The 23,748-nt window shown below is 71.0% G+C and carries 24 protein-coding genes; 19 read left to right on the forward strand and 5 right to left on the reverse strand.

Annotated features, from left to right (window positions below):
* Window positions 1-56: 56 nt before the first annotated feature.
* The 10 genes from QM720_RS10365 to QM720_RS10410 all read left to right on the forward strand — a co-directional run bounded on the left by QM720_RS10365 (window position 57) and on the right by QM720_RS10410 (window position 10,990).
* A complete protein-coding gene (locus tag QM720_RS10365) occupies window positions 57-452 on the forward strand; it encodes a DUF3040 domain-containing protein (protein ID WP_415126234.1) in 396 nt (131 codons plus the stop codon).
* A 167-nt stretch (window positions 453-619) separates the two neighbouring features.
* Window positions 620-1,051 (forward strand): division/cell wall cluster transcriptional repressor MraZ, encoded by a 432-nt coding sequence (mraZ, locus tag QM720_RS10370; protein ID WP_415126236.1) that lies wholly within the window; start codon window positions 620-622, stop codon window positions 1,049-1,051.
* A 98-nt stretch (window positions 1,052-1,149) separates the two neighbouring features.
* Window positions 1,150-2,151: a 16S rRNA (cytosine(1402)-N(4))-methyltransferase RsmH gene (rsmH, locus tag QM720_RS10375; protein ID WP_415126238.1), complete on the forward strand. Its 1,002-nt coding sequence runs from the start codon at window positions 1,150-1,152 to the stop codon at window positions 2,149-2,151.
* Window positions 2,148-2,735, forward strand: a complete 588-nt coding sequence (locus QM720_RS10380; RefSeq protein ID WP_415126240.1) for a hypothetical protein — start codon at window positions 2,148-2,150, stop codon at window positions 2,733-2,735. Before rsmH ends, QM720_RS10380 begins: the two co-directional genes overlap by 4 nt.
* 4 nt (window positions 2,736-2,739) lie before the next feature.
* Window positions 2,740-4,551, forward strand: a complete 1,812-nt coding sequence (locus QM720_RS10385) for a peptidoglycan D,D-transpeptidase FtsI family protein (RefSeq protein ID WP_415126243.1) — start codon at window positions 2,740-2,742, stop codon at window positions 4,549-4,551.
* 32 nt (window positions 4,552-4,583) lie between these two features.
* On the forward strand, window positions 4,584-6,020 hold the full coding sequence (locus tag QM720_RS10390; protein WP_415126245.1) for a UDP-N-acetylmuramoyl-tripeptide--D-alanyl-D-alanine ligase: 1,437 nt from the start codon (window positions 4,584-4,586) through the stop codon (window positions 6,018-6,020).
* Window positions 6,017-7,126, forward strand: coding sequence for a phospho-N-acetylmuramoyl-pentapeptide-transferase (mraY, locus tag QM720_RS10395; RefSeq protein ID WP_415126247.1), 1,110 nt, complete (start codon window positions 6,017-6,019; stop codon window positions 7,124-7,126). Before QM720_RS10390 ends, mraY begins: the two co-directional genes overlap by 4 nt.
* Window positions 7,123-8,631: a UDP-N-acetylmuramoyl-L-alanine--D-glutamate ligase gene (gene murD / locus QM720_RS10400; protein WP_415126249.1), complete on the forward strand. Its 1,509-nt coding sequence runs from the start codon at window positions 7,123-7,125 to the stop codon at window positions 8,629-8,631. Before mraY ends, murD begins: the two co-directional genes overlap by 4 nt.
* 33 nt (window positions 8,632-8,664) lie before the next feature.
* Window positions 8,665-9,903, forward strand: a complete 1,239-nt coding sequence (gene ftsW / locus QM720_RS10405; protein ID WP_415126251.1) for a putative lipid II flippase FtsW — start codon at window positions 8,665-8,667, stop codon at window positions 9,901-9,903.
* Between the two features lie 10 nt (window positions 9,904-9,913).
* Complete coding sequence (locus tag QM720_RS10410) at window positions 9,914-10,990, forward strand: UDP-N-acetylglucosamine--N-acetylmuramyl-(pentapeptide) pyrophosphoryl-undecaprenol N-acetylglucosamine transferase (protein WP_415126253.1); 1,077 nt, start codon at window positions 9,914-9,916, stop codon at window positions 10,988-10,990.
* A 189-nt stretch (window positions 10,991-11,179) separates the two neighbouring features.
* On the opposite strand, the gene QM720_RS10415 is transcribed toward QM720_RS10410, so the two are convergent.
* Together QM720_RS10415 and QM720_RS10420 are read right to left on the reverse strand one after the other, a co-directional pair.
* Window positions 11,180-11,986 carry a hypothetical protein gene (locus QM720_RS10415; protein WP_415126255.1) on the reverse strand — a complete coding sequence of 269 codons (807 nt, stop codon included), beginning with the start codon at window positions 11,984-11,986 and terminating at the stop codon, window positions 11,180-11,182.
* Entirely contained in the window at window positions 11,977-12,339 is a 363-nt protein-coding gene (locus QM720_RS10420; protein ID WP_415126257.1) for a PadR family transcriptional regulator, read from the reverse strand. The genes QM720_RS10415 and QM720_RS10420 overlap by 10 nt, the downstream gene beginning before the upstream one ends.
* Before the next feature lie 296 nt (window positions 12,340-12,635).
* Between QM720_RS10420 and murC the strand changes: the two genes are divergently transcribed.
* From murC to QM720_RS10465, 9 genes are all read left to right on the forward strand, one after another.
* Window positions 12,636-14,060: a UDP-N-acetylmuramate--L-alanine ligase gene (gene murC / locus QM720_RS10425; RefSeq protein ID WP_415126259.1), complete on the forward strand. Its 1,425-nt coding sequence runs from the start codon at window positions 12,636-12,638 to the stop codon at window positions 14,058-14,060.
* A gap of 3 nt (window positions 14,061-14,063) precedes the next feature.
* Entirely contained in the window at window positions 14,064-15,119 is a 1,056-nt protein-coding gene (locus QM720_RS10430) for an FtsQ-type POTRA domain-containing protein (protein ID WP_415126261.1), read from the forward strand.
* Window positions 15,120-15,296: 177 nt separating this feature from the next.
* On the forward strand, window positions 15,297-16,442 hold the full coding sequence (gene ftsZ, locus QM720_RS10435; RefSeq protein WP_415126263.1) for a cell division protein FtsZ: 1,146 nt from the start codon (window positions 15,297-15,299) through the stop codon (window positions 16,440-16,442).
* Entirely contained in the window at window positions 16,439-17,152 is a 714-nt protein-coding gene (locus QM720_RS10440; protein ID WP_415126265.1) for a YggS family pyridoxal phosphate-dependent enzyme, read from the forward strand. The genes ftsZ and QM720_RS10440 overlap by 4 nt, the downstream gene beginning before the upstream one ends.
* 31 nt (window positions 17,153-17,183) lie before the next feature.
* Window positions 17,184-17,651 carry a cell division protein SepF gene (locus QM720_RS10445; protein WP_415126267.1) on the forward strand — a complete coding sequence of 156 codons (468 nt, stop codon included), beginning with the start codon at window positions 17,184-17,186 and terminating at the stop codon, window positions 17,649-17,651.
* Between the two features lie 2 nt (window positions 17,652-17,653).
* The gene (locus QM720_RS10450; RefSeq protein ID WP_415126269.1) at window positions 17,654-17,959 is read left to right on the forward strand and encodes a YggT family protein; all 306 of its coding nucleotides are present in this window, start codon (window positions 17,654-17,656) and stop codon (window positions 17,957-17,959) included.
* A gap of 109 nt (window positions 17,960-18,068) precedes the next feature.
* Window positions 18,069-18,701 (forward strand): DivIVA domain-containing protein, encoded by a 633-nt coding sequence (locus QM720_RS10455; protein WP_415126270.1) that lies wholly within the window; start codon window positions 18,069-18,071, stop codon window positions 18,699-18,701.
* Window positions 18,702-18,706: 5 nt separating this feature from the next.
* The gene (locus tag QM720_RS10460; RefSeq protein ID WP_415126271.1) at window positions 18,707-19,288 is read left to right on the forward strand and encodes a signal peptidase II; all 582 of its coding nucleotides are present in this window, start codon (window positions 18,707-18,709) and stop codon (window positions 19,286-19,288) included.
* A gap of 2 nt (window positions 19,289-19,290) precedes the next feature.
* On the forward strand, window positions 19,291-20,211 hold the full coding sequence (locus QM720_RS10465) for an RluA family pseudouridine synthase (protein WP_415126272.1): 921 nt from the start codon (window positions 19,291-19,293) through the stop codon (window positions 20,209-20,211).
* Window positions 20,212-20,340: 129 nt separating this feature from the next.
* On the opposite strand, the gene QM720_RS10470 is transcribed toward QM720_RS10465, so the two are convergent.
* The 3 genes from QM720_RS10470 to QM720_RS10480 all read right to left on the reverse strand — a co-directional run bounded on the left by QM720_RS10470 (window position 20,341) and on the right by QM720_RS10480 (window position 23,620).
* Window positions 20,341-20,814 carry an NUDIX hydrolase gene (locus QM720_RS10470; protein ID WP_415126274.1) on the reverse strand — a complete coding sequence of 158 codons (474 nt, stop codon included), beginning with the start codon at window positions 20,812-20,814 and terminating at the stop codon, window positions 20,341-20,343.
* A 61-nt stretch (window positions 20,815-20,875) separates the two neighbouring features.
* Entirely contained in the window at window positions 20,876-21,787 is a 912-nt protein-coding gene (locus QM720_RS10475) for a universal stress protein (protein WP_415126276.1), read from the reverse strand.
* 12 nt (window positions 21,788-21,799) lie between these two features.
* Window positions 21,800-23,620 carry an amino acid permease gene (locus tag QM720_RS10480; RefSeq protein WP_415126278.1) on the reverse strand — a complete coding sequence of 607 codons (1,821 nt, stop codon included), beginning with the start codon at window positions 23,618-23,620 and terminating at the stop codon, window positions 21,800-21,802.
* Between the last annotated feature and the right edge of the window lie 128 nt (window positions 23,621-23,748).

Genomic DNA, 23,748 nt, shown 5'->3' on the forward strand with positions numbered 1-23,748 from the left:
CCTAGTTCTGACCCACACGCGTAGGATTGTGGGTACGGACCCGCCCGGAGGGAATCATGCCGCTGTCAGAGCAGGAGCAGCGTCTGCTCGATGAGATGGAACGTCATCTCATGAACAAGGACGCAGACGTCGTCAGCGCGCCCCGGGACGGTCAGACCCTGAGTTCTCGCAACATCATCTACGGCACGGTGCTCGTCCTCCTCGGCATCGGAGGGCTCGTCGCCGGGGTGTCCACCGGCATCATCGCGATCGGCGTGGTCGCCTTCGTCGTCATGATCGCGGGCGTCGTGCTCGCCTTCACTCCCGCCAAGGGCGTCGGCGCGCCGAGCTCGAACAGCGCAGGCGCGCCAAAGGGTGGTCACGGCGGTCACGGCGGCAAGAGCGCCTCGCCCTCGTCGTCGTTCATGGACCGTATGAACGACCGCTGGGACCGTCGCCACGACGACCAATAGCCCTCCCACCGCCTCCCTTTCCGAGAAGCACCGACCTGCGGGTCGGTGCTTTTTTGTCGTGCGCGGAGCGCGGGGGAGAACTCTTCCCAAAATCGATCATCAAAGTGGAGGAAAGTGGAGTAAAGTGGGGCGCACCTTGATCGGGCCGGAGGAAGGGGGAGAAACCGATGCTGCTCGGCACCTACACCCCCAAGCTCGACGACAAGGGCCGCGTCATCCTCCCCGCCAAGTTCCGCACCGACCTCGGTGACGGCCTCGTCGTCACCCGCGGGCAGGAGCGGTGCCTCTACGTCTTCAGCACGAAGGAGTTCGAGCGGGTCTACGAGAAGATCCGCGAGGCGCCGCTGACCAACAAGCAGGCCCGCGACTTCCAGCGCATGTTCCTCTCCGGCGCGAGCGACGAGAAGCCCGACAGCCAGAGCCGCATCACGATCCCGCCGCACCTGCGCACCTACGCCCACCTCGACCGCGAGCTCGTCGTCACCGGGGTCGGCGCGCACGCCGAGATCTGGGATGCTGCGGCGTGGAACGCGTACGCCGAAGGAAACGAAGACAGCTACTCCGACATGGAGCAGGAGGTGATTCCGGGCCTGTTCTGAGCCGTGGCCGTGACTCCCAGCCGCACGCCCTGACACCACTTCCCCGGTGGCAGGTCAGGCGGATGGGGATCACGACTCCGGGTCACCCGCTTCACACCATGACCTCCTCCGACATCCACACCCCCGTCCTGCTCGACCGCTGCGTCGAACTGCTCGCCCCGGCGCTGCACGAGCCCGCCGCGGTGCTCGTCGACGCCACCGAGGGCATGGGCGGGCACTCCGAGGCGCTGCTGGAGCGTTTCCCCGGGATGCGGCTCATCGGGCTCGACCGCGACACCGAGGCGCTTCGCATCGCGGGGGAGCGGCTCGCCCGCTTCGGCGACCGTGTGACTCTCGTCCACAGCGTCTATGACGGCATCAAGGATGCCGTGAAGGCCGCAGGCGCTGTCTATGACGGCATCGAAGAGGCCGCGGCCTCGGCCGGCGTCGACCGCGTCGACGGCATCCTGTTCGACCTCGGCGTCTCGTCGCTGCAGCTCGACGAGGCCGGCCGCGGTTTCGCCTACGCGCACGATGCCCCGCTGGACATGCGGATGGACCAGACCGCCGGCATCACCGCCGCGGAGGTCGTCGCGACCTACGGCGAAGGCGACCTGCGGCGCATCTTCGAGCGCTACGGCGAGGAGAAGCTCGCCGGGCGCTACGCGCGCGCCATCATCGCGGCGCGCGCACAGGCGCCGATAGAGCGCTCCGGCCGGCTCGTCGACGTGCTCGTCGCGGCGACTCCCGTCGCCGTGCAGCGCGAGGGCCGCGGGCACCCCGCCAAGCGCGTGTTCCAGGCGCTGCGCATCGAGGTCAACGCCGAGCTGACGGCCCTCGAGCGGGCGCTGCCGGCCGCGCTCGACCTGCTGCGCGTCGGCGGGCGCATCGTCGTCATGAGCTACCAGTCGCTCGAAGACCGCATCGTGAAGCGGGTCTTCGCGGATGCCGCGGCATCCACGGCGCCCGCCGGCCTGCCGGTCGAACTGCCCGAGCACGCCCCGCGGTTCCGTCTGCTGGTCAAGGGCGCCGAACTCGCGGGCGACGACGAGAAGGCACGCAACCCGCGCGCGACCCCGGTGCGACTGCGCGCCGCCGAGCGGCTGCGGGAGGCGGCATGAGCGCCGACCTGCTCGCGGGCGTTCCCGAGGAGTTCACCCGCCCGGCGCCCAGGCCCGAGACCGCGCGCACCCTGCGCGCCCTCGACCGGGCGCGGCGCGGACGTCGCCCGCGGCTGCTCTACGGCATCGTCGCGGTCGGCGGCGCCGTGCTGATCGCGGCGGCCCAGATGGGGCTGTCGATCCTCACGACGCAGTCGTCGTACGAGCTGTCGGCGCTCACGGCGCAGCAGCGCGACCTCGACTGGCAGAAGCAGATCCTCGCCGACGACGTCGCCGGTCTCTCCTCGCCGCAGTACCTCGCCGCCAACGCCGAGGCGCGCGGGATGGTCACCGGTCAGGCCCCGACCTACCTGCGCCTGAGCGACAACGCGATCATCGGCACCGCGGCCGGCATCGTCGGCGCGAGCGCCGTCAACGCCCTCTCGCAGGCGGCCGTCGGCAACGCGCTCGTGGCCGGGGTGCCGCTCGTGAGCGACCCCGCCGCCAGCCTGCAGTCGGGCGCGAGCGTCGCCGACGAGGCGATCGCCAATACGACGACACCCCCGCCGATCGCCGACGGTCTGCCCACCCCCGCCACACACTGATTACATGACGTCCCGAGCCACTCGCAGCCCGCGCCGGCGCACGGTCATCGCCCTCGGTGTCGTGCTGGCGGTGCTCGCCGCGTTCGTCGTGCGGCTCGTCGACATCCAGGTCGTGAACGCGAACGACCACATCGAGGCCTCGCAGGAGTACGCGACCGGCGCCACGACGACGCTGTACGGCGCCCGCGGCGACATCGTCGACACGAACGGGACGGTGCTCGCGACCAGCACGCTCCTGTATGACGTGCAGATCGACCCCCTGCTCGCCGCGAAGGGTGTCGCCGAGCGCGATGCCGACGGGGCGGAGGTGGAGGATGCCGACGGCGAGCCCGTCATGGTGCAGTGGCCCGAACTGGCCGCGAAGATCGCCGCCATCACCGGGCAGTCGGCATCCGACGTCGAGGCGATCGTGAACGATGCGCTGGCCGCCGACCCGAAGTCGCGCTTCGCGTACGTCAAGCGGTACGTGTCGACCGAGGAGTACCGCGCGCTGGCGGACCTGGGGCTGCCGTTCCTGAGCTTCCCGCCGCATCCGTCGCGCATCTACCCCGACGGCGCCGTCGCGGGCAACCTCGTCGGGTTCGTCGGCTCCGACGGCACGCCCCTGGAGGGTCTGGAGTCGTTGCAGAACGCGTGCCTGCAGTCGGAGTCGGGGTCGCTCACGTACCAGCGCGGCAACGACGGCGTCATCATCCCCGGCACGGAGGTGCGCAAGGATGCCGTCGACGGCGGCACGCTGAAACTGACGATCGACAGCGACCTGCAGTGGTTCATGCAGCAGATGATCTCCGAGGAGACCACGCGACTGAACGCGACGTGGGGCGGGGTGATGGTCGTCGAGGTCAAGACGGGCAAGATCCGCGCCGCGGCCGAATCGGGCACCGTCGACCCCAACGACCCCGGCGCCACCGACGAGGCCGACCGCGGCTCGAAGCTGCTGCGCTTCTCGTTCGAGCCCGGTTCGACGTTCAAGCCGGTGACGATCGCGTCGGGGCTGGACACCGGGGCGATCACCCCCGACACGCGCGTCGAAGATCCCGACCGGATGGTCTTCCCCAACGGCGCCGTCATCAACGACGACGAGACCCACGACCCCGAGACCCTCACCGCCACGGGCGCCCTCGTCCGCTCGTCGAACGTCGCGCTGTCGCAGCTGGGCGCCATGGTCGACCCGCAGACGCGCCTGGACTACCTGAAGAAGTTCGGCGTCGGCCAGGGCACGGCGCTGAACTGGCCGGGCGCGCCCAGCGGGGAGTATCACGAGGTCGCCGACTGGGATCCGCAGACGTACTACACGACGACGTTCGGCCAGGCCTTCACCGTGACCGTGCCGCAGGTCGCGAGCGTGTACCAGACGATCGCCAACGGCGGGGAACAGCTGCCGCTGTCGCTCGTCGAGTCGTGCACCGCCGCCGACGGCACCGTCACGACGCCCGAGCTGCCCGACCCCGTGCAGGTGATCAAGCCCGAGACCGCGCACACGCTCAGCACGATGCTGGAGAACGTCTTCGCGCAGGGCACGCTCGCCGCCGACGTCGCCATCCCCGGCTACCGGATGGCGGGCAAGACCGGAACGGCGCAGATCACCAACGGCGACGGCACCGGGTACAAGGACGGCGTCTACTTCACGAGCCTCGTCGGGTACGCGCCCGCCGACGATCCGCAGTACGTTGTCATCACCGTGTTCGACGAGCCGCTGAACACCCGCATGTCGTCGGCGAACCGCGTCTCGTTCAAGAAGGCGATGATGCAGGTGCTCACGCACTACCACGTGATGCCGTCGAACAGCGAGACGCCGCTGCTCCCGGTCAACTGATCGCGGGAAGCGACGCGCGCAGGAGAAGACTTATGATCCCGATGACACTCGCAGATGTCGCCTCGGCGGTGTCCGGCACCCTGCTCACCGCGGGCGCCGACACCGAGACCACCGTCGTGGCGGGCGCCGTCGACACCGACTCGCGGCTGATCGCACCCGGCGGCATCTTCGTCGCCAAGCCGGGCGAGACCACCGACGGGCACCTGTTCGTCCCGGCGGCCGCCGGCGCCGGCGCCGCGCTCGCGATCGTCGAGCACGTCGTCGACGTGCCGATCAGCCAGATCGTCGTGCCGGATGTCGTCGGCGCCCTCGCCGACCTCGCCCGCACCGTCGTCGGGCGCGTGCGCGCCCGCGGCGCGCTGCAGATCACCGGCATCACCGGCTCGAACGGCAAGACGACGACGAAGAACCTGCTCGCCCGCATCCTGCAGGACGAGGGCGAGACCGTCGCGCCCCGCGCGTCGTTCAACAACGAGGTCGGCGCCCCGCTGACGATGCTGCGCGTGACCGGTGACACCCGCTACCTCGTGAGCGAGTTCGGCGCCTCCGGCCCGGGCGACATCGCGCGCCTCGCAGGCCTCGTGACCCCCGACGTCGGCGTCGTGCTCATGGTGGGCATGGCCCACGCGGGCGGGTTCGGCGGCGTCGAGGCGACGCTGAAGGCCAAGACCGAGCTCGTCGAGGCGATCCGCCCCGGCGGGGTGGCGGTGCTCAACGCCGACGACCCGCGGGTGGCGACGATGGCCGCTGTCGCCGCCGCACGCGGCGTCTCGGTGCGGTGGTTCGGGCGGGGGGCGGCAGCGCCTGCCACGCACCCCGGCGTGCCGCACGTGCGCGCCGACGAGGTCGAGGTGAGCCCCGACGGCACGACGTGCGTCGTCGTCGCGAACGGCGAGCGGATGCCGCTGCGCCTGCGCGTGCTGGGTGAGCACCACGTCATGAACGCCCTCGCGGCGCTCACGGCCGCCGAGGTGCTCGGCGTGCCGATCGCCGAGGGCATCGCACGCCTGGAGACCGTCGCGCTCGCCGAGCGGTGGCGGATGCAGCCGCTCGGCTCCGAGCGCATCCGGATCATCAACGACGCCTACAACGCGAGTCCCGACTCGATGGCCGCGGCCCTGCGCACCCTGGCGCAGATCACCCAGCCCGGCCAGCGCAAGGTCGCCGTGCTCGGCGCCATGAGCGAGCTGGGGGAGTACGCCGGCGAGGAGCACGACCGCGTGGGCCTGCTCGCGGTGCGCCTGCGCATCGAGCGCATCGTCGTCGTCGGCCGCGACGCGCGACGCCTGTACCTCGCCGCCGTCGGCGAGGGCTCGTGGGACGGCGAGGCGGTGTTCTTCGAGTCCGCCGACGAGGCGTTCGACTACCTGCAGGGCGAACTGCGAGACGGCGACCGCGTGCTCGTCAAGTCGTCGAACTCGGCGGGTCTGCGGTTTCTCGGGGATCGTCTGGGAGAATCGTTCTCGTGAGATCACTGCTGACGTCCGCGACGATCTCGCTCGCGTTCACGCTCTTTCTCACCCCGCTGTTCATCCGCCTGTTCGAGCGGCTCGGCTGGGGACAGGTGATCCGCACGCCGGAAGACATCAACAACCCGAGCCACCAGGCCAAGCGCGGCACGCCGACGATGGGCGGCATCGTCTTCATCGTCGGATCGATCGTCGGATACTTCGCCGGCACCCTGACCGGGGGCGCGCCGCCGTCGGCCTCGGGGCTGCTGGTCATCTGGATGATGGTGGGCCTCGGCATCGTCGGCTTCATCGACGACTACATGAAGGTGCGCCAGCAGCGCAGCCTCGGGCTGTCGGGGTGGCGCAAGATCGTGGGCCAGGTGCTCGTGGCGGTGCCGTTCGGCATCCTGGCGCTGAACTTCCCGAACAAGGACGGCGTCACGCCCGGATCTGCGTACGTCTCGTTCTTCCGCGACATCCCGCTGCTGTCGTTCATGGCGCTCGGCGCGATCGTCGGCTGGATCCTCTACCTCGCATGGGTCACCTTCATCTCGGTCGCGTGGTCGAACTCGACGAACCTCACCGACGGGCTCGACGGCCTCGCGACCGGCTCGGGCATCTTCACGATCGCCGCGCTCAGCCTCGTGACGTTCTGGCAGTTCCAGCAGCGCTGCACGAGCTCCGCCCTCGTGCCCGAGTACGTCTCGGCGTGCTACCCGACGCCCGATCCCATGGACCTCACGATCATCGCGGCATCCTTCGTGGGCGCCCTCGTCGGGTTCCTCTGGTGGAACGCGCCGAAGGCGAAGATCTTCATGGGCGACGTCGGGTCGATGGCGATCGGCGGCGTGGTCGCCGCGATGGCGATCCTCTCGCGCACCGAGATCCTGTCGGTCATCATCGCGGGCGTCTTCATCATCGGCCCCGGATCGGTCATCCTGCAGCGGTACTACTTCAAGCTCACCGGCGGCAAGCGGCTGTTCCTCATGAGCCCGTTCCACCATCACCTCGAGATGCGCGGCTGGCCGGAGATCACGATCGTCGTGCGCATGTGGATCATCGCCGGCATGCTCGCCGTCGTCGGCGTGGGCCTGTTCTACGTCGCGTGGCTGGCGGCCCTGTGAGCCGTGACCTGAACGCCCTGCGCAGCTGGCACGCCGACTGGCGCGGGCTGCGCGTGGCCGTGCTCGGCCTGTCGGTGACGGGGTTCTCGGTCGCCGACACGCTCGCCGAACTCGGCGCCGAGGTGCTCGTGGTGAGCGAGGGTGCGAGCGAGGAGTACGCCCGGCTGCTGCCCGTCATCGGCGCGCGGCTGTGGACCGGCCCGCTCGATGCCACCCCGGCCGAGCTCGCCGACTTCGCGCCGGAGGTCGTCGTCGCCTCGCCCGGCTTCGCGCCGCACCACCCGGTGATCGCCTGGACGCGGGCCGAGGGCATCGCGCTGTGGGGCGACATCGAGCTCGCCTGGCGCGTGCGCGACAAGGTGCTGCGCGCCGACGGCACCCCCGCCGACTGGCTGTTCATCACCGGCACCAACGGCAAGACGACGACGACGCAGCTGACCGCGGCGATGCTCGTCGCGCAGGGACTGCGCGCCGTGCCGTGCGGCAACATCGGCACGCCCGTCCTCGACGCCGTGCGCGACCCGTCGGGGTTCGACGCGCTCGTGGTCGAGCTGTCGAGCCACCAGCTCTGGTACCTCGGCCTGAGCGAGGACGCCCCGGATGCCGGCGGCGTCTCGCCGCACGCGAGCGTGTGCCTCAACCTCGCCGACGACCACCTCCAGTGGCACGGGTCGGCCGCGGCCTACCGCGACGCGAAGGCCGTCGTCTACCGGGGCACGCGGGTCGCCTGCGTCTACAACAAGGCCGATGCCGCCACCCGCGCCATGGTCGAAGACGCCGACGTCGTCGAGGGTTGCCGGGCCATCGGCTTCGACCTCGGCGTGCCGGGGCCGAGCGACCTCGGGGTGGTCGACGGCATCCTCGTCGACCGCGCCTTCCTCGATGACCGGCGCACGAGCGCGCGGGAGCTGACGACCGTCGGAAGCCTCGCCGCGCACGGGCTCGCCGCGCCGCACGTCGTCGCCAACATCCTGGCGGCGGCGGCGCTGGCCCGGTCGCTCGACGTGGCCCCGGCATCCATCGCCCGGGCGCTGGAGAGTTTCCGCCTCGATCCGCACCGCATCGAGGTGGTCGCCGTCGCGCGCGGCATCACGTGGGTCGACGACTCGAAGGCCACCAACCCGCACGCCGCCGCGTCGTCGCTGGCGGCCTTCCCGGGTGCGGTGTGGGTCGTCGGGGGGCTGCTGAAGGGCGTCGACATCGGCGAGCTCGTCGCCGCGCGCGGTGCCGACGTCAAGGCCGCCATCGTGATCGGCATCGACCGCGCCCCGATCGTCGACGCGTTCGCGCGACACGCGCCCGGGGTTCCGCTGACCGAGGTCGACCACGCTCAGACTGAAGACGTCATGACCCGCGTCGTCGAACTGGCGGCTGCGATCGCTCGTGACGGAGACGTGGTCCTCCTCGCTCCGGCAGCGGCATCGTTCGACCAGTTCGCCTCGTACGCGGATCGCGGGCACAGATTCGCACGAGCGGTCCGGGAGCGGATCGACGGCGCGCAGTAGGCAGGACCGAGCCAGACGAGAGGGAGCACGCCGGTGACGACGACGACCCCTCCGCCCACCCGTCCGGCCGTCGAGCCGGCGCCGGCATCCACCGGTCGCGGCTACGCGGCGCGGGTGTCGCTCGGCCGGGTCTTCGCACCGGTGCCGAGCGAGTTCCTGCTCATGGCCTCGACCGCGCTGCTGCTGACCGGATTCGGTCTCATGATGGTGCTGTCGGCGACCATGGCCTCGGCCGTCGCCGAAGGACAGAGCCCGTTCGAGGTCGTGCTGAAGCAGGCCGTGTTCGCGGTCATCGGCATCCCGCTGATGTTCATCGCGAGCCGTGTGCCGGTGACCTTCTGGAAGCGCATCGCGTGGCCGGCGCTCATCGTGTCGACCGCGTTCCAGCTGCTCGTGTTCGTGCCGGGCCTCGGCGTCGAGAACGACGGCAACCGCAACTGGATCCAGGTCGCAGGCCTGCAGATGCAACCGTCGGAATTCCTCAAGCTCACCCTGGCCCTGTGGCTCGGCTACGTGCTGTACCGCAAGCAGACACTGCTGGGCCTGTGGCGGCACGTGTTCATCCCGGTCGTCCCGGTCGGCGGTCTCGTGATCGGTCTCGTCGCCGTCGGCAGCCACGACCTCGGCACGGGCCTCATCCTCATGGCGATCCTCCTCGGCTGTCTCTTCTTCTCCGGGGTGAAGCTGCGGCTGTTCCTCATTCCGCTGCTGCTCGTCGTGGGTGTCGCGGCGTACTTCGCCGTGACGAGCCCCAACCGGATGCGGCGCATCATGAGCTTCCTCGACGTCGACTCGCTCGGCTGCTACAACGCCGTCGTCGGCAGCTGCTACCAGGCGCTGCACGGCGTGTGGGGGCTGGCCAACGGCGGAGTCTTCGGGCTGGGCCTGGGCAACTCGCGCGAGAAGTACGGCTGGCTGCCGGCGAAGGCGAACGACTACATCTTCGCGATCCTCGGCGAGGAGCTCGGCCTCGTCGGCTGCCTCGTCGTGCTGACGCTGTTCGCGCTGTTCGCGGTGGGGGCGTTCCACGTCATCCGCAAGACCCGCGATCCGTTCGTGCGGATCGTCGCGGGCGGCCTCATCGTCTGGATCGTCGGCCAGGCGCTGCTCAACATCGCCGTCGTGCTGCGCCTGGCACCGGTGCTCGGCGTGCCGCTGCCGTTCCTGTCGCAGGGCGGCACGTCGCTGCTGTCGGTGCTCATCGCGTGCGGCGTGCTGCTGTCGTTCGCCCGCACGCTGCTCGTGAAGACTCCCGTGGCGCCGGCGCGGTAGTGTCGTTCCGGTGACGACCTACCTGCTGGCCGGCGGCGGCACGGCGGGCCACGTGAACCCGCTGCTGGCCGTCGCCGACGGCCTGCGCGAGCGCGACCCCGACGCGGCGGTGCTCGTGCTCGGCACCCGAGAGGGGCTCGAGGCGCGGCTTGTGCCCGAACGCGGTTACGAACTGCTGATCGTCGACAAGGTGCCCTTCCCGCGCCGTCCGAATGGGGCCGCCGTGCGCTTTCCCGCGGCCTGGCGCCGCGCCGTGGGGCAGGTGCGGACGCATCTGCGCGAACGGGCGGTGGACATCGTCGCCGGGTTCGGCGGCTACGCCTCGGCTCCGGCCTATGTCGCCGCGCGGCGGGAGGGCGTCCCATACATCGTGCACGAGGCGAACGCGCGGCCCGGGCTGGCGAACATCCTCGGCGCGCGGGGCGCGGCGGGCGTCGGGGTCGTCTTCGCGGGCACGCGCCTGCGCGGCGCGACCACGGTCGGGATGCCGCTGCGCCGCGAGCTCGTCGACCTCGACCGTGCGGCGCTGCGCGCCGAGGCGGCGGCCTTCTTCGGGCTCGACCCCGCCCGGCCCGTGCTGCTCGTGTTCGGCGGATCGCTCGGCGCGCGCCGCCTCAACGAGGCCTTCGCCGCAGCGTGGCCGGCGGTGACCGAGGCGGGCTGGCAGCTGCTGCACGCGACGGGGGAGCGCGACCGTCTCGCCGCCGACGCGAGCCCCCGGCATCCGGATCACCGCGTCGTCCCGTACCTCGATCGCATGGACCTGGCCCTCGCCGTCGCCGACCTCGTCGTCGCGCGCGCCGGCTCGGCGACGGTGAGCGAGCTATCGGCGCTCGGCATCCCGGCGGTGTATGTGCCGTACGCGGTCGGAAACGGCGAACAGGCGCTGAACGCGGCATCCGCCGTGGCGGCGGGCGCGGCCCGGCTGATTCCGGATGCCGAGTTCACGCCCGCGCGCATCCGCGACGAGATCGTGCCCCTGCTCGGTGACGCCGACGCCCTGGCCGCGATGCGCGCCGCCGCGGCCGGCTCGCGGGCGGGCACCGCGAACGTCATCGCGATGCTCGACGCCGCCCTCGCCCGCTGACGCCGCCCCTCGCGCCGCCGCCGTCCACTGCGCCGCCCGTCGCGCCGCCGCCGTCCACTGCGCCACCGCCGTCGACTGCGCCGCCGCGCGCGTCGCGAAAAACGGAAATGACGCGAAAAACGGATGCCGGGCCCCGATGCGTCCGTGTTTCGCGATTTCTCCGTTTTTCGGGCGCGGCGGCAGCGCCGGTCAGCCCGCCGCGGTGCGCGTCGGCGCCGACGCGGCCGTGTCGGCGCGCTCTCCGCGCGGACGCGTCGTGACGACGGCGACCACGAGCGCGCCGACGGCGGCCACGATGAGCGTGGCCGGGCTCGGCAGCGTGGTCGCGAAGACATACCCCGCGCACGCGCCGACGATCGCACCGACCGCGTACCCCCAGCCGCGCCATCGTCGCGACAGCGTGGCGCCGATCAGGATCGCGGTCGCCGCCGCGGCGAGCACTGCCGAGCCTGCGGCCAGGAGCATCCAGGCGGCCAGCGACAGCAGGGGGCCGTGGGCGCGGGTGAACCAGGATGCCGTCATCGCCGCCAGCGGCACGACCGCTGGCACGACGAGCACGAGCGACGACAGTGCGAGTGCGCCACGCATGCCACGCCCGCGCAACGTCGCGACGAGCGAGACGACGACGAAGACGGGCGCGCCCATGGTGACGAGCGCCGCGATGATGCTCGCCCAGGTGGGCGGCTCGCCCTCCATCGGCAGCACGACGGACGTCGTCCGCATGATCGCCGGCACGACCAGGCACATCGCGAAGCCGATGGCGCCGAGGACGATCGCCGCGACGGCGCAGCCGATCGCCAGCCGGCGGTCGAGACGGTGCGCGAGGCCGTCGACGATCGCCGCGCGCGTCTCTGCCCGCGACGGCCGCGTGCGCCCGTCGGCTTCGGCGACGTCGCGCATGATCCCGGCCACCACGTCGCCGTGCGTGCGCCGCCACGACGGCGGATACCAGTGCAGCAGACGGCGGAAGGGCTCGTCGCGGTCGTTCACGCCCATGCCGCGGTCGCCTGCGTCAGCCGCGGCATCGCGGTGCGGGCCAGAGCGGTGCGGACCAGTGCCGCGCGAGCGGCGCGGGCGCGGCCCTCGAACTCGGCGGCCTGCGCCTCCAGACGCAGGATGCCGGCATCCGTCAGGGCGAAGTAGCGGCGCGCCCGCCCGTCGACGATCTCGTCGCCATCGGCGCGGACGAGCCCCTGCTGCTCCAGGCGCTCCAGGCTCGCGTACAGCGTCGTCGCCTTGGGAGCGACACCGGAGGAGTCGGCGACGTCGCGCAGAATTGCGTAGCCGTGTCTGCGACCGTCGGCAAGGGCGGTGAGGATCCAGAAGGCGGTGTCGCCGAGCGTGGTCATGAGGCCCACTATATACCCGACACAGGAATATAGCTACCTCCGCATCATCGCCGCATCGTCGCCGCTGCCCGTCGCGAAAAACGGAGATGACGCGAAAAACGGATGCCGGGGCCGCGAAGCGTCCGTGTTTCGCGATTTCTCCGTTTTTCGCGACACAGAACTGCGACACCGAACGGCGACACCGGCACCGCGGTGCGGGGGGCGGTGGGTGCGGCCCGGGGGCCTGGGCGGCGGTCGGCGAGCCAGGGCGCGCCGCAGCGTCTGCTCAGGATGCCGCGACCTAGACTTTAGGGGCCATGATTCGCCCTGACCTGACCCTGCCCATCCCCGACGACATCACCGCCGCCCACTTCATCGGGATCGGCGGTTCCGGGATGTCGGGACTGGCGGGGATGTTCCTCGACCGCGGCATCCGGGTGTCGGGGTCGGATCGCGCCGACGGGGCCGCACTGCGCGCGCTCGCCGCCCGCGGCGCCCAGGTGCACGTCGGGCACGACGCGGCGAACCTGCCGGGCGACACCGACACCGTCATCCACACGGGTGCCATCTGGCCGGAGAACCCGGAGTTCCTCCTCGCCAAGCAGCGCGGGCTGCCCGTGATCCACCGCTCGCAGGCTCTGCACTGGCTCATCGGCGGCCGGCGGCTCGTCAGCGTCGCGGGCGCCCACGGCAAGACCACCTCGACCGGGATGATCGTCACCGCGCTGCGCGCTCTCGGCGCCGACCCGACGTTCGTCAACGGGGGAGTGATCAATGGTCTCGGCGTCTCCAGCGGCACGGGATCGGACGAGGTGTTCGTCATCGAGGCCGACGAGTCCGACGGCACGTTCCTGCTGTACGACACGGCGATCGCGCTCATCACGAACGTCGACCCCGACCACCTCGACCACTGGGAGACCCGCGACGCGTTCTACGACGGCTTCGTGCGGTTCGCGAACGAGGCGCGCGAGGCGGTCGTCATCTCCGCCGACGACCCCGGCGCGCAGCGCGTCGCGGCGGCGCTGACGCACGCGAACGTCGTGACGTTCGGCGAGGCGGCGGATGCCAGCATCCGCGTGCACGACATCACGACCGACGGGCCGGTGTCGTTCGCGCTCACGCACGACGGCCAGACGGTCGCGGGCCGCCTCGCCGTGCCGGGTGCGCACAACGCGATCAACGCCGCGGGCGCCGTCGCCGTGCTCGTGACGCTCGGCCACGAATTGGAGCCCGCGCTGCGCGCCGTCGAGGGCTTCGGCGGCACCGTGCGGCGGTTCGAGCTGCACGGCACCGAGCGCGGCGTGCGCGTGTACGACGACTATGCGCACCACCCGACCGAGGTCGCCGCGGCGCTGGCCGCCGCGCGCAGCGTGATCGGCGGCGGCCGGATCATCGCCATCCAGCAGCCGCACACGTACTCGCGCACGCAGGAGATGTTCCGCGAGTTCGCCGAGGTGCTCGAGACGCACGCCGACCACACCGTCATGCTCGACGTCTACGGCGCCCGCGAAGACCCGGTGCCCGGCGTGACGGGAGAGCTCGTGAGCGGCGCGTTCCGCGACCCGTCGAAGGTGCACTTCGTCGCCGACTGGCAGCAGGCCGCCGACTACACCGCGACGGTCGCGCGCGACGGCGACTACGTCATCACCCTCGGCTGCGGCAACGTGTATCTCATCATCCCGCAGGTGCTCGAGGCGCTGGGCGCCACCGACGCCGCCGGCCACCGCCGGGACGGGGCGTAGCCCATGCGCCGGCCAGCGCCCCTGCCGGCGTCCCCGTCGACACCGCGCGAGAGCGCGGCCGAGCCGGTCGCGCTGCCGGTGCGGCAGGTCGCACCGCCGCGCGCCGAGGTCGACACGACGGAGGCCGACACGACGGAGGCCACCGCGACGGAGGCCACCGCGACGGAGGCCGCCGCGACGGATGCCGCCGCGACGGATGCCGTCACCACGATGCCCGTCGATCCGCGGACCCCGCTCGCCCCGGATGACGCGCCGCCGGCATCCCTCGTCGACGACGCGCCGAGCGAGTTCGACGGCGTCGGGGTGCGCGAGGTGTGGGCCGCCGCCCGGGCGCGCCGCAGGGCGCTGCGGGCCGAGGTGCGCCGGTTCACGGTGCGCCAGCGCCGCCGGAGGATGCTGTGGATCGGCACCGGCGTCGCGCTCGTGCTGCTCGTGCTCGGCACGCTCGGCGCCGCGTACAGCCCGCTGTTCGCCGTCGAGCAGGTGCGCGTCGTCGGCACCTCGACCCTGGATGCCGCCGCGGTCGAGGCGGCCTTGTCCGATCAGCTGGGCCGCCCGCTGCCGCTGGTCGACTCGTCCGAGGTGAAGGCCGCGCTCGTGCAGTTCCCGCTCGTGGAGTCATACACGCTCGAGGCCCGCCCGCCGCACGAGCTGGTCGTGCGGATCGTCGAGCGCACGCCGATCGGCGCGGTCGCCTCGGCCGCGGGATACACGCTCGTCGATGCGGCCGGCGTCGCGCTGTCGACGACGCCCGACCCGCCCGCCGGCTTTCCGGTGATCGACGCGACGGGCGGCATCGGATCTGCCGCCTTCGATGCGATCGGCACCGTCTTCCGGGCCCTCCCCGCCGACATCCGCACGCAGGTCACGGCGATGTCGGCGACGACCGCCAACGACGTCACGCTGACCCTCGGCGGCACCGGGACCGAGGTCGTCTGGGGTAACGCCGACCGGTCGGCGTACAAGGCCGTCGTGCTCGCCGCCGCGATGGCGGCGCGCCCGCCCGAGCAGGTCTACACCTACGACGTGTCCTCGCCCGACGCCGTCGTCATCCGCTGACGCGCCGTTGCGCACGACCGTCTGAGAACGCGATTGCGCGACACGCCCAGTGCCTGACGGGGCAGCGACCGGTGCGCGCTTACCTTCAATCAAGGAATTGCATACTCGGCAATTCTTTAAACCTCAACTTGAGGTTCAAGGTTTAGAGACGCGGTTCGGGACAAGATGGAGGCCGGCATGAGCCAGAACCAGAACTACCTCGCGGTGATCAAGGTCGTCGGTGTGGGTGGCGGCGGCGTGAACGCCGTCAATCGGATGATCGAGCTCGGGCTGCGAGGTGTCGAGTTCATCGCGGTGAACACCGACGCGCAGGCGCTGCTGATGAGCGACGCCGACGTCAAGCTCGACGTCGGCCGCGAGCTCACGCGCGGGCTCGGCGCGGGAGCCGACCCCGAGGTCGGCCGTCGTGCCGCCGAGGACCACGCCGAAGAGATCGAAGAGGCGCTCGCGGGTGCCGACATGGTCTTCGTCACCGCCGGCGAGGGCGGCGGAACGGGCACGGGCGGCGCCCCCGTCGTGGCCCGCATCGCGAAGTCGATCGGCGCGCTGACGATCGGTGTCGTCACGAAGCCGTTCTCGTTCGAGGGTCGCCGCCGGCAGAGCCAGGCAGAGGCCGGCGTCGCCAAGCTCAAGGAAGAGGTCGACACCCTCATCGTCGTGCCCAACGACCGGCTGCTGGAGATCAGCGACCGCGGCATCTCGATGATCGAGGCGTTCGCCACCGCCGACCAGGTGCTCCTGGCCGGTGTGCAGGGCATCACCGACCTCATCACGACGCCGGGTCTCATCAACCTCGACTTCGCCGACGTCAAGTCGGTCATGCAGGGGGCCGGCTCCGCGCTCATGGGCATCGGCTCGGCGCGCGGCGCCGACCGCGCCATCAAGGCCGCGGAGCTCGCCGTCGAGTCGCCGCTGCTGGAGGCATCCATCGAGGGCGCTCACGGCGTGCTGCTGTCGATCCAGGGCGGGTCGAACCTCGGCATCTTCGAGATCAACGACGCGGCGCAGCTCGTCAAGGAGGCCGCGCACCCCGAGGCCAACATCATCTTCGGCACCGTCATCGACGACACGCTCGGCGACGAGGTGCGTGTCACCGTCATCGCCGCCGGCTTCGACGGCGGCGAGCCGCAGGCGCGGATCGAGCCGATCACGGCGCAGCGCCCCGCGGCGGTCCCGGTCGTGCCGTCGGTGCCCGCCGACGAGGTGGCCCGCGAGCTCGCCGAGCACGAGCAGAAGGAGCCCGTCTCGGTCGGCGCGGTCAGCGAGCCGTACAGCTCGGTCTTCGGCGACGACGACCTGGACATCCCCGACTTCCTGAAGTGACCTCGGTTCCAGAGCCCGATCTCGGCACGCGGCTCGCCGCCCTCGACGCCCGCATCGCGGACGCGGCCCGGGCGGCGGGTCGCGACCCGTCGGAGCTGACCCGCATCGTCGTCACGAAGTTCCACCCGGCGCGGCTCGTGGCAGACCTGCACGCCCTCGGCGTGCGCGAGGTGGGCGAGAACCGGCAGCAGGAGCTCACCGCCAAGCGCGCCGAGCTCGCCGGCGATCCCACCCTCGGCGACCTGCGGTGGCACTTCATCGGCCAGCTGCAGAGCAAGAAGGCGCGGGCGGTGCGGGCGGCATCCGACTGCGTGCACTCGGTCGACCGCGACCGCGTCGCGGACGCGCTGCATGCCGCCGATCCGGATGCCGGGGAGGTGCTGGACGTGTTCCTGCAGGTCAACCTCACCGACGACCCGGCACGCGGGGGCATCGCCCCCGGCGGCGTCGCGGCCCTCGCCGAGCACGTCGCGGCACGGTGCCCGTCGCTGCGGGTGCGCGGCGTCATGGCGGTCGCGCCCCTGGCGGGCGCCCCGACCGCGGCGTTCGAACGACTTGCGGCCGCGGCCGACGCGGTGCGCCGCGTCGTGCCGGATGCCGCGTGGATGTCGGCCGGAATGTCCGGCGACTTCGCCGAGGCGATTGCGGCGGGTGCGACACACCTGCGGATCGGCACGGCAATCACGGGTCCGCGCCCCGACCGCGGATAGCCTCAGACCAGACGAGCAAACGGAGGACGCGATGTCGAACCCGCTGAAGAAGACGATGGTGTACCTGGGCCTCGCCGACGAGGAGGACGCCTACGACGAGCCGGTCGCCGAGACGCCGGTGCGCCGCGAGCGCGCCACCGAGCGCGCGGTCGAAAAGGCCGCGCCGGTGACGCCGCTGCACCGCCCCGCGGTCGTGCGTCAGCCGACCGTCGGCACGGTCAGTGAGATCCTCACGGTGCACCCCAAGCAGTACCGCGACGCGCAGCTGATCGCGGAGAACTTCCGCGACGGCATCCCGGTGATCATCAACCTCTCGCAGATGAGCGACGCCGACGCGCGCCGCCTCATCGACTTCGCGAGCGGGCTGTCGCTGGGCCTGTACGGGCGGATCGAGCGCGTGACGAGCAAGGTCTTCCTGCTGTCGCCCGAGAACGTCGCGATCTCGGGTGACGGCACGGTGGCTCAGGCCGACCCCGAGGCCGCACCCTTCTCGCAGTAGTCGTGGAGATCGTGCGCCTGGCGGCGCTTGTCGTCGACGTCCTTCTCCTCGTCTACATCCTGGTGCTGCTGGCGCGACTCATCCTCGAGTACATTCCGATGTTCAATCGGCAGTGGCGCCCCCGTGGCGTCGGTCTCGTGCTCGCCGAGGCCGTGTTCACGGTCACCGACCCGCCCCTGAAGTTCTTCCGCCGGCTGCTGCCTCCGCTGCGGCTCGGTCCGATCGCGCTCGACCTCGGCTTCCCGGTGACGATGCTCGCCTGCTTCGTGCTGCTGACCGTCGTGCGTGTCGTCGAACGAATCGGGTGAGTCCGTCTCGCACGCCCCCCGGTGTGCGCACTATGCTGTGTCAGTACGACTCGCCGAGAGCGGGTCACCGAAATCGGCCCGCGTCGTGAGCCCCGAAAGAGGAAACACCATGGCTTTGACCCCCGAAGACGTCGTCACCAAGCAATTCCAGCACGTTCGGTTCAAGGAGGGCTTCGACCCGGATGAGGTCGACGACTTCCTGGACGAGATCGTCGTCGAGTGGCGCAAGACCATCGCCGAGAACGAAGAGCTGAAGGCCAAGCTCGAGGCCTACGAGTCCGGCGAGGCCGCCCCCGTGGCCGCCGCGCCGGTCGCCGAAGAAGCGGTCGTCGAAGAGGCCGTCGTCGAAGAGCCCGAGCCGGTCGTCGAGGAGACGCCGTCGTGGACCGAGGCGGCGCTCGCCCCGGCAGCAGAGATCGCTGCGGCGCCCGCGGCGGCGTCGGCGGGCATCATCGAGCTCGCGCAGCGCCTGCACGACGAGCATGTCGCCGAGGGCGTCGCGCAGCGCGACAAGCTCATCTCCGAGGCCGAGTCGAAGGCCGCGGCGATCGTCGCCGAGGCCGAGGCGAAGGGCCGCGACGAGCTCGCGCGCCTCGACGCCGAGCGCAGCACGCTGGAGACCCGCATCAGCGAGCTGCGCCAGTTCGAGAGCGACTACCGCTCGCAGCTGCGCGGCTTCATCGAGTCGAAGCTGCGCGACCTCGACGTCGCCGGCAGCACCTCGACGCCCGTCGCCTCCTGAACCCGGTGACCGACCGGGCAACCCTGCGTTCTGGGGCGGCGGGCATCATCGTCGCGATTCTCGCGGCGCTGGTGCTGGCCGCCGACCAGTTCACCAAGTACCTCGCTCTCGCCCACCTGCCGCTCGACCAGCCGGTCGAGGTGTGGGGCGATTTCCTGCAGTTCTACCTGACCCGCAACCCCGGCGCCGCGTTCTCGCTCGGCGAGGGCGTCACGTGGGTCTTCACGCTGGTGCTCGCCGCCGCTGCCGCGACGATCGTCGTCCTCGCGATCACGCGAGTGCGCTCACGGGCGTGGGCGATCGTGCTCGGGCTGCTGCTCGGCGGCATCCTCGGCAACCTCACCGACCGGCTGCTGCGCGATCCCGGATTCCTCGTCGGCCACGTCGTCGACTTCATCAACACGCCGTGGATGTGGTTCGGGATGACCTCGGCGATCTACAACGTCGCCGACATGTTCATCGTCACCATGATGATCTCCGTCGCCCTGCTGATCCTGACCGGGCGCCGCCTCGACGGCACGCGCGGCACCAACGGCGCCGACGCCGACGGTGCGGCGGATGCCGGCGCGTCGGCGCAGGCCGGCTGACGATGCCCTTCCGCAGCATCCCGGTCCCGGACGGGCTCGACGGCGCGCGCGTCGACGCCGCACTCGCGAAGATGCTCGGCTTCTCGCGGACCTTCGCTGCGGAGGTCGCCGAGGCCGGCGGCGTGCGGCTCGACGGGCGCGCGCTCGGCAAGTCCGACCGGCTGCGCGCCGGCGGGTGGCTGGAGGTCGACTGGGAAGACCGTCGCGAGCCCGAGATCGTGCCGGTCGCGGTGCCCGAGCTCGGCATCGTGTACGACGACGACGACATCGTCGTGGTGGACAAGCCCGCGGGGGTCGCGGCGCACCCGTCGCTGGGGTGGGAGGGGCCGACGGTGCTCGGTGCGCTCGCGGCGGCGGGTTTCCGCATCGCGACGACGGGCGCCGCGGAACGCCGGGGCATCGTCCATCGGCTCGACGTGGGCACGAGCGGGCTCATGGTCGTCGCGAAGACCGAGCGCGCCTACACGGCGCTCAAGCGGGCGTTCAAGGAGCGCGAGGTCGAGAAGATCTATCACGCCGTCGTGCAAGGCCACCCCGATCCGCTCGTGGGCACGATCGACGCGCCGATCGGGCGGCATCCGTCGCATTCGTGGAAGTTCGCGGTGACGCCGGACGGCAAGGACTCCGTCACGCACTACGAGACGCTCGAGGCGTTTCCCGCGGCGTCGCTGCTGGAGATCCACCTCGAGACGGGGCGCACGCATCAGATCCGCGTGCACATGGCGGCGCACCGGCATCCGTGCGTGGGCGATCCGCTGTACGGCGCCGATCCGACGCTGTCGGCGAGGCTCGGGCTCACGCGGCAGTGGCTGCACGCGCATGAGCTGTCGTTCGCGCACCCCGCGACGGGGGAGCGGGTGACGTTCACGTCGCCGTATCCGGCCGACTTCGCGCACGCGCTCGAGGTGCTGCGGGCGGCGTAGGCGCCGGCATCCCTCGCTCGAAAACAGGAGATCGAGCGAAAACAGGACGGATGCCGCCTGTTTCATCCTGTTCTGGATGAATCTCCTGTTCTCGTGCGCGCGTCAGCGGCCTCAGCGGCTTCAGCGGCCTCAGCGACCTCCGGCGAACGATGCGGGGTCGTCTTCGGCGATCGCGAGTGCGATCTTGCGCACGTGGACCTGCGCGACGTCGACGAGCTCGCCCAGGCCGTACCAGCCCACCTCGGTGAGCTCTCCGTCGGCCGGATGCGGCGAGCCCGACACCCACTCGCACCGGAACACGAGGTCGAGGTAGTCGACCTGATCGCCGTTCGCGTACGTGATGCGGGGGAGCTGGTGCACGAGGGCGAGCCGCGTCGCCCGTACGACGACGCCCGCCTCCTCGAGGCATTCGCGCACCGCCGCATCCGCCGGCTCCTCGCCCGGCTCGACGATGCCCGACACGCACTGCCACGCGCCATTGTCGGCGCGGCGGCCGACGAGCACCTTCTCGTCCTTGAACACGACGGCGGTGACGCCGACGAGGGGCAACGGGTCGTGCCCGATCTTCTCGCGCAGCGCGAGGACGAAGGCGGGAGTGGCCATGGCATCCACCCTATCGAGGGTCGTCCCACGGAGCCTTCGCCGTGATCGGCTGCCGACGCGGTCAGGCCTCGTCGACGATCGCCTCCGCCGCCGCACCCGGCACCAGGACGACCGGAACCGGGGCGTTGCGCAGGATCTTCGACGACCGCGACCCGAGGAAGACCCGGGCCACCGGACCCCCGCGGCTGGAACCGATCACCAGTACATCGCCTTCGACCCATCCCGCATCGTCGATCGCATCGGCCCACGACAGTCCCTGGCCGAGCACGGCATCGAGTTCGCCGGGCACTTCGGGGAGCTGGCGGACGGCGTCCAGCTCGGCCTGGATGGCGTCGGTGGCCCGCCGGGCCCACTGCTCGACGACGAGATCGTCCTCGCCTCCCACCACGATGCCGGCGAACGGTGTCGTCGGGCGCACCGCGAACGCGGCCAGGCGCAGCGAGGCGCCGACGCGGGCCGACACCCGTGCCGCCGCCTGCACGAGCTCGCCGCCGCCGGTGGAACCGCCGTACGCGACGGTGACCCGGCGCACGGTCGTGGCGGGCCCGGCGCGGAAGCCGCGCGGGGCCATGGCGACCGGCAGCGACGAGCTGTGCGCGATACGCTCGGCGGTCGCCCCGAGGGAGAGCCGGCCGTGGGCGGCCGCGCTCGAAGAGCCGACCACGATCATGTCGGCGTCGTGCTCGGCGGCCACCGCCATGAGCCCCTTGGGCACCGACCCGGCGTGGTGTGCCACGAAGGTGGCCCGCACCTCGCCCGTGACGCGGGCGCGCGCCTGGGCCAGGTGCTGTTCGGCCATCCGGTCGAGGTAGTCGAGATAGGCGGTGTCGAGGTTCGTGGGATCGACGGGCCAGGCATTGGCCACGATCGCACAGACCACGAGATCGGTGTCGGCGGATCGAGCCAGAAGCGTCGCGAGGCTCAGCGCCGCGGCTCCCGACTCGTCGGCCCGGTACCCTACGAGAATCGTCACGAGCGTGTCCCGTCAGTCGGCCGTGACCGGCGCGGCGGCGATCACGTGCGTGAGCGGAATGTCGTACATCGCCTTCGCCCGCTGCACGACGTCGTAGCGCAACCAGTCGGATTCCGTCTCGGGCTTGGTCGAGACGACGAGCTGATCGGGGGTGAACGTCTCCACGGCGTCGGCGAGGGCGCGCAGCGGTCGGTAGTCGCCGAGCGCCCCGGTGACGTTCAGGTTCTCGGCCCGAAGCGTGCTCACCATGGCATCCAGACGTGCCTGGGCCGCCGCCGCGGTCGCCTCCCAGAGGAAGACCGCGCCCTTGTGCTCGGCCTGACCGGTGTCGACGGGGTTGGCGGGGACGCAGACGTAGTACTCGGCCTTGCCGGCCTGGTCGATGCGGCGCAGCTCCTCGAGCAGTTCGTCCGCGGCGACGGTCTCGTTGGCCAGGACCAGCACTCGGGTCGCCTTGTCGTTGACCTCCGGCTGCAGCGCCTCGGGGTCGGTCGAGCCTCCGCGCGCCTTCGTGACGAAGTACGCCACGATCACGACGGCCCACGAACCGAGGCTCAGGAGCAGCTGGATCAGCGTGTCCGGGTTGAAGGCCATCTGCACGAGGACGGCGAGGATGCCCACGGTCGCAAGGATCGACAGGAAGGGGAAGCCCCACATCTTGATCTTGAACTGAGACGGGTCCGTGCGCCGGCGCAGCACGATCTGGGAGATGCCGATGAGCAGGTACACGAACAGGATGATCGCGCCGGACGAGTTCAGCAGGAAGCTGAAGACGGTGTCGGGGGAGATGGCCGCCGCGATCACGCACAGGAAGCCGATGACCGACGAGATCAGGATCGCGCGCCGGGGCACGCCGCCCTTGCTCACCCGGATCAGGCTCACCGGCGCCTCACGACGCGCGGCGAGGACGAACAGCATGCGCGAGGCCGTGTACAGGCCCGAATTGAGGCAGGAGAGCACGGCGGTGAGCACGACGAGGTTCATGATGTCGGCGGCGAACGGGATGTTCATGCGTTCCATCGCCGCCACGAACGGCGAGAAGCCGGGCTGGTTCTCGTCCCACGGGACGATGAGGGCCAGAAGCAGCGCCGATCCGACGTAGAAGATCGCGATCCGGGTGATGACGGAGTTCGTCGCCTTGCCGATCGCCTTGGCGGGGTCGGGCGACTCCGCGGCCGCGATCGTGGCGATCTCGGCGCCGACCATGGAGAACACCACCACGACGACGCCGCTGAAGATCGCGCCGGTGCCGTTCGGGAAGAACCCGCCGTGAGACGTGAGGTTCGAGAAGTCCAGCTGCGCGCCCGGCCACAGTCCGACGACGAACAGCGTGCCCAGGGCGAGGAAGATCACGATGGTGGCGACCTTGATGCCGGCGAACCAGAACTCGAACTCGCCGAACGAGGACACCGAGAACAGGTTCGTCGCCGTCATGGCCGCCATGAGGATGAGCGAGAACACCCAGAGGGGAACCTCGGGGAACCAGTGTCGCAGGATCTCGCCGCCGGCGACCGCTTCGAACCCGACGACGATGACCCAGAAATACCAGTACAGCCACGCGACCGAGAACCCCGCCCAGCCGCCCATCGCCTTGCGCGAGTAGTCGGCGAACGAGCCGGTCGACGGGTTCGCGGTGGCCATCTCGCCGAGCATCCGCATGATGAGGATGATCAGCACGCCCGTGATGCCGTACGTGATGAAGGCGCCTGGTCCCGTGCTCAGGAAGACGTTGCTGGAGCCGACGAACAGGCCGGCGCCGATGACGCCGCCGATCGCGATCATGGAGAGCTGGCGCTGACTGAGTCCCTTGCGAAGTTCCGGCGATCCGGCCATGGTTCCTCCTCGGTTTGTCGCAGTTCTACACTGCGGTGAGCTTTAGCCTGGTCTTGCGCAAGAGGTTTCCGCAAGTAATTTGTCCCGTCCCGTGGCCGGAACGTTATCTGAGCGGTGTCGGATCCCCG

Origin of the sequence: Microbacterium sp. (genome assembly GCF_047602155.1) — a bacterium.
Taxonomy (GTDB): domain Bacteria; phylum Actinomycetota; class Actinomycetes; order Actinomycetales; family Microbacteriaceae; genus Microbacterium.